The 12,079-nt window shown below is 65.4% G+C and carries 7 protein-coding genes; 5 read left to right on the forward strand and 2 right to left on the reverse strand.

Annotated elements, in window-relative coordinates; genetic code table 11:
- On the reverse strand, positions 1–1,298 hold a 1,298-nt coding region (locus AAGI46_11375; GenBank protein MEM1012806.1), incomplete at its 3' end, for a sulfatase.
- A 141-nt stretch (positions 1,299–1,439) separates the two neighbouring features.
- Between AAGI46_11375 and AAGI46_11380 the strand changes: the two genes are divergently transcribed.
- The 4 genes from AAGI46_11380 (at position 1,440) to AAGI46_11395 (ending at position 6,325) form a co-directional block, all read left to right on the forward strand.
- The gene (locus AAGI46_11380) at positions 1,440–2,201 is read left to right on the forward strand and encodes a hypothetical protein (protein MEM1012807.1); all 762 of its coding nucleotides are present in this window, start codon (positions 1,440–1,442) and stop codon (positions 2,199–2,201) included.
- Positions 2,202–2,275: 74 nt separating this feature from the next.
- The gene (locus AAGI46_11385; GenBank protein ID MEM1012808.1) at positions 2,276–3,979 is read left to right on the forward strand and encodes a glycoside hydrolase family 9 protein; all 1,704 of its coding nucleotides are present in this window, start codon (positions 2,276–2,278) and stop codon (positions 3,977–3,979) included.
- 66 nt (positions 3,980–4,045) lie between these two features.
- Positions 4,046–5,062 (forward strand): UbiA family prenyltransferase, encoded by a 1,017-nt coding sequence (locus tag AAGI46_11390; protein MEM1012809.1) that lies wholly within the window; start codon positions 4,046–4,048, stop codon positions 5,060–5,062.
- 27 nt (positions 5,063–5,089) lie between these two features.
- Positions 5,090–6,325, forward strand: a complete 1,236-nt coding sequence (locus tag AAGI46_11395) for a YihY/virulence factor BrkB family protein (GenBank protein MEM1012810.1) — start codon at positions 5,090–5,092, stop codon at positions 6,323–6,325.
- Here AAGI46_11395 and AAGI46_11400 read toward each other — a convergent pair.
- Positions 6,317–7,369: a hypothetical protein gene (locus AAGI46_11400; GenBank protein MEM1012811.1), complete on the reverse strand. Its 1,053-nt coding sequence runs from the start codon at positions 7,367–7,369 to the stop codon at positions 6,317–6,319. The genes AAGI46_11395 and AAGI46_11400 overlap by 9 nt on opposite strands.
- Positions 7,370–7,550: 181 nt before the next feature.
- Here AAGI46_11400 and AAGI46_11405 point away from each other — a divergent pair.
- Positions 7,551–12,079 (forward strand): glycosyltransferase family 2 protein (locus AAGI46_11405; GenBank protein ID MEM1012812.1); only part of this gene is annotated, 4,529 nt, incomplete at its 3' end.

Consider the following 12,079-nt stretch of genomic DNA (forward strand, 5'->3'; position numbering starts at 1 on the left):
CCGCCGCGCGGGTATTGGCTGACGGCGACCTCTTTCACGCGGTCGGCTTCTCCCTGGACGATCGGCACGAGGGAGTGGCCATGCATGTCGCCCATCGGAGACAGGCCGGTCATTTCGAGGAGCGTCGGGTAGATGTCGAGGAACTCGACCGGGCTGGCGTTGGGGCCGACGGGGTCGTGACGCGGGTCGACGAAAATCAACGGTGAGCGTGTGGCCTGCTCGAAGTTGGAGTGCTTGCACCACATGGCGTGATCGCCGAGATGGAAGCCGTGGTCGCCCCAGAGCACGACGATCGTGTTGTCGGCCAGGCCGGTCTCGTCGAGGTGGGCCATGAGTTCACCGACCTGGGCGTCGATGTAGCTGACCGTGGCGTAGTAGCCGTGGATGAGGTCGTACTGCATCTCCTCTGGGATCGGGCCTTCGCGCGGGGTGTTGTACCCGCTGCGGAGTTCCCAGCCAGGTTGCGTGACGTAGTCGGGTGCACCTTCGGGCGCTTCCTGGAATGCCGCCAGCTCGATCGCGTCGCGGTCGTATATCGCCCAGTACTTTTCCGGGGCGTTGAACGGCAAGTGCGGCTTGTAGAAGCCGACTGCGAGGAAGAACGGCTCCTCACTCTGCGCAAAGCCGTCGAGACGCTCCTTGGCGACTTCCGTCATCGCGCCATCGTGGTACGCCTCATCGGGCACGTCGGCCCGATCAGTCGGCGGACGCCTCTCGGGGAAGACGAATCGGGCACGCTCGTGGTAGCCGCGCTTCGGGAAGTCTGGGTGTGCCTTGCGCTCCCTGACCTGCTCCACAACGTCTGGATCCTGGAAACCGAAGAACTCTCCGGCGGGTGAGCGGATGTTGATGAACGGCTCGGACCACGACACCGCGTCCATCGAGTTGAACCCGCCCGCACTTCGGTGGTCGAAGATCTTGCCCATGCCGATCGACTGGTAGCCGGCCAGCTTGAATCGCTGCGGCAGGGTCACGACGTCGGGCAGGTGATCGCGCATCTCGGTCTTGAGGTTCCAGACCTTGGTGATGTCCGGACGAAGGCCGGTGAGCAGCGAAACGCGACTGGGCGCACAGACCGCCTGCTGACAGTGGGCGTTGGTGAAGGCGACCCCACGCATCGACAGCTGGTCGAGGTTCGGCGTGACGGCAAAGCCGTCCCCGAACGCACCGATGGCAGGTTTGAGGTCGTCGACGGCGATGAACAGGACGTTCATCGGCCTCTCGTCCGCCGCAGCGGGCGACGTGTTCGTCGCAAGCGCGACGGCGATGCTGGCCAAGAGTGTCGTTAGGTGTTTCATCAGGTGTCCTCCGAGACTGTCACGTCGTGATCGCCGATTGTGCCATGAATCCAAGTGCGCCATTGGCGGGCTGACGCAATAAGGGTAAAACATTGCATCACATTTGCATAGCCGGCCGAACTATTCATTCTGGAGGAACTCATGCCCAACACCATCTCGACCCTGACTCTCGCCGCAGCATCAGCACTTGCACTCACGACCGCCACGTCCCAGGCGGACGTCATCGAGCAGTTCTTGTTCGATGACTCCTCGGGCACCGAGCTCGAAGGTGCGACCAACACCGGCACGCTCGGCAACGCGGCCTTCAACGCCGGCCTCGACTTCGAAGTCAACGGCGACGGCCAGTACATCATCGACAGCCAGGCACGGGCCTTTCCCAGGGCAGAAATCCCGAAGGTGTCAGAAGGGCAGATCTACTTCCGCGTCGACTTCGCGGGCTGGAACCTCGACGACCATCCCGGCAAGTTCCGCAACACCCAGTTCGGCCTCTTCGCAGACGCCGACCCGGACACTCAGGGCATCGAACAGCTCGTCGAGGTTCAGCTCAACCAGGTGAGCCGCTTTCCTGCCGGCCTCCGGTTCCGCTATTCCGACGGCGACTCGAAGCTGACGGAGCTGCCCGGCTTGAGCGGCCGGACCGACGGGCTCAGTCAGGTCGAGACCGACATGCACAGCATCGTCATCGGCCTTGACATCGCCAGCGGCAGCTACGCGATTTACGTCGATGACTCCGACGGCAAGGGCTACGAGGTCGCCGCGACCGGTACCACCCCGCCGCTGCCCGTCGACTCGATCCGCCTCGCTGTCAACGGCGACTACGACTCCGGCGACGACTTCGTCAGCATCGACAGCATTCAGCTCAGCAACGACGCGGCCGATTTCGGCGTCGAGCCGGTGCAGTGATCGACGTCATCCTCGGCGGATTCGGAGGTCGTGTGATTCGAAGACTGCTCGTGCCGTTCCTCGGGTGCTTGGTCATGTCGACGGGTGCGATCGTCGCTGCGCCGGCTGACCCGCCGATCCGTCTGGGGCAAGTTGGCTTCCTGCCGGGCGAGACCAAGGTCGTTGTCGTCGACGCGGCCCAGGTTGGCGATGCCGAATCGGCCATCGTCTTCCAGCTGGTTCCTGGCGGCGATGGCGAACGCAAGGTCGCGACCGTTCCGTTTGGGGAGGCCGTCGAGTCACCGGACACCGGCGAGGTGATCCGGCACGTCGACCTCACCGATCTGAACGAGCCCGGCCGTTACGCGATGGTTGTCGGGGATCATCGCGTTGCGTTCGACATCGCCGCCGATGCCTACGACCGGCCGCTTCGCATGGCGATCCGTTCGTTCACGGGTCAACGACACGGCATCGCCGTCTCGTTGGCGCCGGACTTTCCGCAGTTCGCGCACGGCGGGACGACGTCCACGCCGCTCGTCATTCACGGGCTGGCCGACGAGTCTCGGACCATGCCGTCGGTCCGGGGCTGGCACGATGCCGGCGACTTCGGTCGATACGTCGTCAACAGCGGCATCACCACGGGCACGCTTCTCTGGACGTGGGAGCTCCATCGGCAGACGCTTGAGCCGATGCAGCTCGACCTGCCGCCGGGCGACGAGCACTTGCCCGACTACCTCCGCGAGATCAAGTGGAATCTCGACTGGATGCTCTCGATGCAGGAGGAGCACGGAGGAACCTGGCACAAGGCGACCAAAGCACGATTCGCCGGCAAGTGGATGCCCGACGATCCGCGTGAGGCGAGGGCGACCGTCTACGCGATCGGTCGAGAAGCCAAGCCCGGCGAGCCACGCACTGTCACGGCCGCCACAGCCAACCTTGCTGCGGTCGCAGCGATCGCAGCGCGCGTCTATCGCGAGTACGACCCGGCCTACGCCGATCGATGCCTCGATGCCGCACGTCGAGCGTTTGCTTGGTGCGTTGAGCACCCCGACGCGACGTTTCTCCAGAATCCAACCGGCATTCACACCGGTGAGTACAAGGACGCCGACCCGGCCGACGAAATGCTGTGGGCCGCCGCGGAGCTGTTCCGCACAACGGGCGAGGCGACGTATGGGCAGTACTTCAAACGGCATCACGAGCGCTACAACCTCGCCTCGGCCGGTGCACCGTACTGGGGCAACGTCAGCGTGTTGGCACTGCTCGCCTACGCCATGATCGACGACGGCAACGGGGACCCGGCATTGCTCGAAAGGCTTCGAAAGGACGCAGCGACTAACTCCCAACGGATCGTCGATCGCATCGAAGGCAATCCGTATCGGATGCCGCTTTCCTCCAACGAGTACTTCTGGGGCAGCAACGGCATCGTCGCCAACTACGGGCTGATTCTGGCGGTCGCAGATCATCTCGAGCCGTCGCCTCGGTACAGGCAAGGTGTTCTCGACTGCCTGCACTACCTGCTCGGGCGCAACACGTTCGCGATGAGCTTCATGACCGGCGTCGGACATCGCTCGGTGCAAAACATCCACCACCGCCCGAGCATGGCTGACGGCGTCGACGCGCCTTGGCCCGGTTTGCTGGCGGGTGGTCCGAACGCGGGAGGCAAAACGCCACCCGCACGCCAGTGGGTCGATGACGCGTCGAACTACAGGGTCAACGAGAACGCCATCAACTGGAACGCACCCCTCGTCCTGATCCTCACGACCGCCGCCACCATCGACGAGGAGCTCGCGGGCTCGTAGCAGCGGCGTTTTCGCCGATTCGGCGAGGCGATGCGGCCTCGTAGCTCGGTCGGTACGATTACCGTCATGCTCGGGCGAGTTTCGGAACGACTCCTCGCTCTGCTGCAACTGACGCGGATGGCGCTGGTCTTCACAGCCGTCAGCAACGCGCTGGCGTCGCTGGCACTGCGTCATGACGATCGGGGCGACGTGCCGCCGACGCTGGTGATCGCGACGCTCGCGGTGGCGGTCGGCCTGTACGGGTTCGGGATGGCGCTCAACGACATCATCGACAGGCGTCGCGATCAGCAGTTGCAGGTGGCAAGGCCGCTGCCTAGCGGACGCATTGGCATCTGGTCGGCGATCGTGGTCGCTGGGCTCATGCTGGTCGTGGCCACAGCCGGGGGATGGCTGTTCCTCAAGACCAACGTCGACGCGGCGATGGCTTCGGCGGTGCTGCTGGCAGTGACGGTGCTGCTGATCGCCACGTACGACGCCGCAGGCAAGTACCTCGTCTGGGTCGGGTTGTTGCTGCTCGGGCTCGTGCGGTTTTTCCACGCGGCCATCCCGGCGCCGCACCTGCCGGTGGTATGGCACCCGCTGTTTTTGCTGAACCACGTCGCAATCATCTCGGCCGTCGCGTATCGGAGCGAGGCCAAACGGCCGCCGTTGGACGGGCGTCAGGTGGCGTACCTTGCGCTCGGGTTGGCAGCGCTCAACCTGGGATTGATCTTCACGCTGTTCTACCGCCGCGGGCTGGGTTTTGCGGAGTCCCTGCGAATCGAACCCGCCCTGCTGTTGCCCACCGCGGCCGCGATTGTGTTTGCGCTGCTCGGACGCTCCGTCCGTCGCAAGGCCAACGATCGCCGTGCAGCGGGCAAGGCACTGATCCTCTACGGCTTACTCTGGCTGATCGTCTACGACGCGCTGTTCGTCATCGGATACGTCGACGTGTGGTGGGGTTTGTCGCTGCTGATCCTCTGGCCGACGAGCTTTTTGGCGGTGAAGGCGATGCGGGTCTGGGCGAACATGACGGATGTGGCGCGTCGTCCGGAGTACGTGCGGGCGGACAGTCGGCTTTCTGGGCCAGCTTCGAGCCGGTAGCTGCTGTAGCCTGTAGCCGTGGCTCGCATGCGCGACATTCCGCACGTCTACCGACACGTCGGCGTGTGGACTTTCGTCAAACGCATATACAAACAGAGCTTTTTCGAGGACAATCTGCTCGTCTGGGCGGCAGCGCTGGCTTACTCGTGGCTGCTTGCGTTGTTTCCATTCGTGATCTTCAGCGTGTCGCTGGTGCCGCTGTTGCCAGATCGCGTGAAGCCGAGCGAAGACGACATCCTTAACGCTGTCGAGCAGGCGCTTGTCACCGGTGTCGAGCTACCCGAGGCCGCTGAAGACGACGCCGAAGAGGTCGTCAAGACGAATGAGGATTCGGTCGACTCCGATCTGCGCGAACCCGACGGTGCTGTACCGACGACGCTGCCCGCCACCCAGCCCGGTCCTGGCGAGCCGACACAACCAACCAGTCAGGATCGCCAGCCCGCGATCATCAGCCAGACGATTACATCGCTGGTCACGGAACTCATCAACGAGCCGCCGACGACGTTCCAGCTCGTCTTCAGCCTGTCGATTGCCCTGTTTCTTGCCAGCAACGGAGTCTCAATGACCATGGCCGGTTTGGACGAGTGCTACGACGTAGCGCCCGACAAAATCCGCTCGGTCTGGATCAACAAGCCAGTCGCGATGCTGCTGACGCTGACCCTTGCGATCCTGATCCTGACGACGGTCATCATCTTGCCCGTCGGCGGCGAGTTCATTTCCCGCGCTCAGGTCTGGCTTGAAGAGAAGGCGACTGAGTTGCCGGTCAGCTTTGGGTGGCTTCAGGTTCTCAGCCGCATTCTTCGGTGGTCGATCGGCCTGTTCCTGCTGCTGGCCAGTGTTGGCATCCTCTACCGCTTTGGCACGAGCGTGCGGACACGCCTTCATCTGTTCAGCCCGGGCACCGTCTTCACGGTCTTCATGTGGATCGCCACCGCATATGGCTTCAAGATCTATCTGACCCGACTCGGCGCCGCTGACAGCTACGCCCAGACCTACGGCGCTGTCGCGGGCGTGGCGATCCTGATGTTCCTGTTCTACGTCGACGCGCTGTTCCTGCTGATCGGTGCGGAGATCAACGCTGAACTCGACTTCATTCGCCTCGGCATCAAATCCGGCCCGCTTCCACCAGAGGAGCAAGCCGACGTCGCGCCGGCCTACGAACTCGATGAGGAAGATCTCGAACTCAAGGCCGAGCTTGAGGAGCGTCGGAGTTTCAACGTCAAGCCCGGACAGTCGCTCGACGGGTCGCCGTCGTCATCTTGAGACGAACACGACGGGCACGCTCTGCTGTGCCACGCGCCCGGCCAGCTCGTCGCGAACCGTCACCTTCAGTCGATGCCGGCCAGGTGCGGCGTGCGCCGGGAGCGTCATCAGGCCGCTAAGGAAAAAGTCGCGACGGACGCGACGAGAGACGTCACGCGCGGGCTTGGGCGGGAGGCTCATGACGGGCCGGCCTTGCTCGTCGTACAGCACAGCCGAGAGGCTTAGCCGGGTCAGCCATCGGCCGTCAGCTTGCTGCTCGCTCTGGAAGCCGTCCGCCTCGACGTACAGCACGACGCGATGTGGCCGACCGGCAGTGAACTCGGGGCCGACGGGCGTGTAATCGCCGAAGATGCGGACGCTGCTGCACAGCTCGGCAGTCGGCAGTGTCAGCCCGACCTCGCGACGCAGTGCCTCCGCGGCTTCGAGGATCGGACGGACCTGATCTTCGACGTCCGGCATTCCGCCGAGCGTGTCGCGGAACTCGGCCACGTGCTCGGCGACGGTCTCGACGAGGCGTCGCTCACTCGGCAGCAGACCGGAGAGATCGCCTACGGGCTTGCCGGAGATGGCTGCGTCGAGCTGGCGGTCGAATGCCGACGCGGCCGTGGCTGGGAGCGGCTCCTCGAAGCTCGCCAGCGTCGGCTCGGGTTCTGGTGCAGGCTGTTCGAGCGGCTCGACGGTGATCGGAGTTGCGGCGACGGTTTCGGAACGCGTCAGCGGCTCGACTTCGCTCGTGGCCGTGAGGTGAGCGGGCGTTCGGAGGTCGACGCTGCCGTCGGTCGTGGGCAAGTCGAACGGAGAAATCGCCGTCTGTGTCGGCGGCGCTTCGAGCCTCGCTCGGAGCTGGGCCAGCTCCACCTCGACGGCAGACAGCTTCGGATCGACCGGCGGCGGATCGTCGATGGGCGTCGTCGGCTCCGCCAGAACGGGGGCCGGTGCCGCTTCGATCCGCAGCGGCTGTTCCGGCGACGTGGACGCACACCCGGCCAGGACCATCGCGGCCGACAACAAGCTGGCATGGGCAACAACAGAGGATGGTCGCATCGTCGATCCGTCGGTGAAATGACAGCGGCCCTCCTGGCCACCGGCAGCAGTCTATCGCACTCGATTCGAATTGCACGACGCCGAGCCGTCGAACGGGCGTTTCTCGGTCGTGAAACGCGGCCGGTCGCGGTACAACAAGGAGGCCCGATCGAACCTGCCAGCCACGCCGAACGACCCAGCCTTGACCAGAGCCCCTGCCGACTCGCCTTCGTCGCACACCAGCCCGTCCTACCCGCAAGAGGTCGGCCGGGGCACGACGCTGCTGAGTCACCTCAAGCTCTTCCGCAACGGCAGCGCCGGAACCAACGGCGAAAGCCGAGTCCCACCCGAAGACGAACAACCGCTTCGCGGCGACCTGTACAGCAGCGACCAGCTCGCCCAGCACGCCAAGACCCTCGCCGGCTGGCACGAAATCGATGACGAGCCCTTCGGACCCGAGCCGCTGCTCGATCGGCTCAGCCAGAACCGAGGTGTTCTCGACGAGGCCTACGACCGCGTCGTCCGAGCTGCGGAAAAAGGTCGCCGCATCACGCCGGCTGCCGAGTGGCTGGTCGACAATTTCTACCTGATCGAACGCCAGCTCCGCCTGGCCGCACGGCACTTGCCCAAGCGCTACGCGACCGAGTTGCCACGCCTTAAGACCGGCACCAACGCCGGTCGGCCGCGTGTGTACGACCTGGCCTTGGAGCTGATCACCCACGTCGATGGCCAGGTCGACGCGCCAGCGCTGGACCAGTTCGTCGGCAGCTATCAGTCGGTCTCGCCGTTGCGGCTCGGCGAGCTCTGGGCGGTGCCGATCATGCTGCGGTTCGGCCTGCTGGAAAACCTGCGCCGTGTCGCCGCCCGCGTCGCCGCCCAGCAGCGCGACCACGACCTCGCCGCCGCGTGGGCCAAGCGCATGCTTGCGGCCGCGCGCAAGGACCCCAAAGGCGTCGTCCGCGTCCTGGCCGACATGCACGCTGCACTCGAGTCCGAGCCCGGCAGCACGACGCCGGCGGATCCGGAGCTGTCGCACGAGGCACTGCGACTGACCAGCGCGTTCGTCAGCGAGTTCGCAAGGCGCCTGCAAGGCCAGGGACCGGCACTCGCATTTCCGCTGGAATGGCTCGAACAGGCGCTGGCCGAGCAAGGCGCGACGATCCGACAGCTCGAACAGGTCGAGAGCCAGCGGCAGGCGTCAGACCAGGTCTCGATCGGCAACTCGATCGGTTCGCTCCGCTTCGTCGAGAGCCACGACTGGGCCACGTGGGTCGAGAGCGTCAGCGTCGTCGAACGCGTGCTTCGCAACGACCCGGCCGGCGTTTATGCGGAGCAGGACTTCAAATCGCGCGACCGGTATCGCCACGTCGTCGAGAAGATCGCGCGTCGAAGCCCGTACACGGAGCTGCAAGTCGCCGAGCTCGCCGTCGGCCTTGCCCGCGACAGTGGCGGCCAAGCTAACTCCAGCGGTGCGAACGGCACGCTGACGGTGGACGTGCGTCGCGAGCACGTCGGCCACTACCTCGTCGGCGGAGGACGACCGCTGCTCGACCGCGCCGCCGGCATGAGGCCGACGCTGCGGCAGCGACTCGGCCGGCTTTGCAACGCGGCGCCGGTCTTCCTGCTCGTCGCTGGCGTGGTGTTCCCGGCGATCCTGGGGACTCTGCTCGTGGTCTGGCACTCGTGGCAGACGGGCATGGCCATCGCGTTTGCGGCGATGCTCGTGCTACCCGTCTTCGTCGCCGCAACGCAGCCGGCGGTCGGACTGATCAACTGGCTCATCACCAAGCTCGCCGAGCCACGTCGACTGCCACGCCTCCGGTTCGAAGATGGCATTCCCGCCGAAGCCAAGACGGCCGTCGTTGTCCCGGCGATACTGTCGAGCGTCGAGCAGTTCGACGACCTCGTCGCGTCGATGGAGATCCGGTTCCTCGGCAACGGCGATCCGAACCTGCTCTTCGTTCTGCTCACGGACTTCCCAGACGCCGAGGCCGAGACGCTCGACACCGACGACGCCCTTCTCGATCACGCACGGACCGCTGTCGACCAGCTCAACCAGCGCTACGACTTCGAGACCGGCGAGAAGTTCATGCTTCTCCATCGCCCACGACTTTGGAATGAGTCGGAGGGCGTCTGGATGGGACGCGAGCGGAAGCGTGGCAAGCTCGACGACTTCAACAAGCTGCTCACCTCGCCCGGCCGCGACGGCGACCCCGCGATGCGAGCCTTCTCCACGAGCATCGCCGCACGCGAGCGGCTGTATGACGTCGAGTACGTGATCGTCCTCGACAGCGACACGCAACTGCCACGCGACACCGCAAGGCAGCTGGTCGGCGTGATGCACCACCCGCTCAACCGACCCGCCTACGACAACAAGCTCGGCCGAGTCATCGACGGGTACGGCATCCTTCAGCCGCGTGTCGATGTGAATCTGGTCGACGCGCACGAGTCGTTCTTCAGTCGGCTCGCTGCGGGTGACGTCGGAATCGATCCGTACACGCACGCGGTCAGCGACGTCTACCAAGACGCGTTCGGCGAAGGCAGCTTCGTCGGCAAAGGCATCTACCACGCCGCCACCTTTGTGAAGGCCTGCGGCGGACGGTTTCGCGACAACCAGATTCTGTCGCACGACCTGATCGAGAGCGCTTTCGCACGCTCCGGCCTCGCGGGCGACGTCGTGCTGTACGAAGACACGCCCTCCAGCTACGTCGCCGATGTCGCGAGGCGCCAACGGTGGGTCCGCGGCGACTGGCAACTCGTCAGTCATCTCCTGCCGTGGCACAAGACGGCCGACGGGCGAGCTTGCGGGACAACGCTGTCGAACCTGTCGCGTTGGAAGCTGCTCGACAACCTTCGTCGGAGCCTGGTTCCGATCGCGATGCTCTTCACGCTGCTCATCGCCGCGGTCGCGGTGCCGGGCGACTTCTGGGCGTGGGCGCTTCTGGCGGTCGGCTTCTACTTCGTCCCACCGATCTGCACGTGGCTCGCCGGAGTCGTCGGCGATTTGTTTGCGACCGAGGCCGAGGAGTCGCTGGCGGCGGGGCTCCGCGAGGGTATTCACGGGCTGATGCCCGACCTGGTCCGTTCGTCGATGAATCTCGTCCTTTTGCCGTACGAGGCGTGGATTCACAGCGTCGCGATCGTCAAGACGGGCTGGCGTCTGCTTGTGACACGCAAGCACCTGCTTGAGTGGCGAACCGCTGCCGAGGCTGAACGACTGGCTCGCCGTGACCACGCGAGTTATTGGGAAGCGATGTGGCCGGGCTGGCTCATCGCGGTCGCACTGGTCGGCTGGCTCTTCGCCTTCGCTGCCGAGACGTCCGCCGTCGTGGCGGCGGTTGCGCTGGCATTGCCGTGGATCGCGAGTCCGACGCTGGCGTTCCTCATCAGTCGGCCGACGCGCCAGAAGCCACTCGACAAGCAGCTCGCCGCACGCGACCAGCGGTTCCTTCGGAAGGTGACGCGACGCACGTGGTCGTTCTTCGACCGGTACGTCGCCGCCGCGGATCACTATCTGCCACCGGACAACGTGCAGGAAGTGCCCGAAGAACGCATCGCCCCGCGGACCAGCCCGACGAACATCGGGCTCGGCCTGCTGTCGCATCTGGCGGCGCACGACTTCGGCTACGTCACGCTGGGCCAGCTGCTCGATCGCGTCGGACGCATGCTCGAATCCTCCGGACGACTTGAGCGACACGAGTCGGGCCACTTTTTCAACTGGTACGACACGCGTCGTCTGGCCCCGCTGGAGCCGCGGTACGTTTCGGCCGTCGACAGCGGCAACTTCGTCGCCTCGCTGCACGTCCTGTCGCGCGGCGTCCGGCAGCTCGTCCACGAGTCGCCCATTCGCCGCGAGCAGTGGAACGGCATCGCCGACACGATTCGGCTGTTCCTCGACACGTGCCGCGGTCTCGAACGCGTGCGGCTGCTCGAAGACCAGGGCGAGGCACCGCCGGAGCCGCGTGTGGTCGCGCTGCCGGAGTCGCTGGAGCGAAGACTCGAACAACTCGCGAGCGAGTGCTCGGGCGAAGTCGGCTCGGCCGGACCGGCCAAGCTAAGTGGTGCCAAGCTGCTGCTGCAGAAGCTCAGCGTCGCCGCTGCCGAAGCCGTCGAAGCGACGCGCAACGCGCCCGACGAACATCGCCGATGGGCGACGGAGCTGGAACGCCACGTCGGCCGATTCGCCGAAGAGTTGCATCACCTCTGCCCGTGGGTCGACCTGGTCGGACCGGCTCGGCCGTATCAGCCGGGCGACTCTGTCTCGCGTGATCGGCTCGTGCTGATCGAGTCGTCACTGGCCGCGCTCGAGTCGTACCCGTCTCTCCGCTACGTCGCCGATCTGCGGAACGAAGTCATTCCTGCCGCTGTCGCGCTGGCCGATGAGGTCGACACGGCGACGCTCCGGCCGCACGCGGACCTGCCCTACTTCAAACGCCTCGTCCGCATCCTCAGCGACGCCGCCGACCGCGCCGCCAGTCGCATCGACACGCTCAAAGGCCTCGCCGACACCGCAGACGATCTGGCCAAGGCGGACTGGTCGCTCATGTTCGACAGAGGCCGACGTCTTTTGCACATCGGCTACAACGCGTCGGATCGCCGGCTCGATGCAGGACACTACGACCTGCTCGCCAGCGAGATGCGGCTCGGCAGCTTCGCGCTGGTCGCGTCCGGCGACCTGCCCCAAGAGCACTGGTTCGCGCTCGGCCGGCAGGTCACGCGTGCAGGTGGCCA

The sequence above is a fragment of the Planctomycetota bacterium genome (assembly GCA_038746835.1).
Classification (GTDB): Bacteria; Planctomycetota; Phycisphaerae; order Tepidisphaerales; family Tepidisphaeraceae; genus JBCDKH01.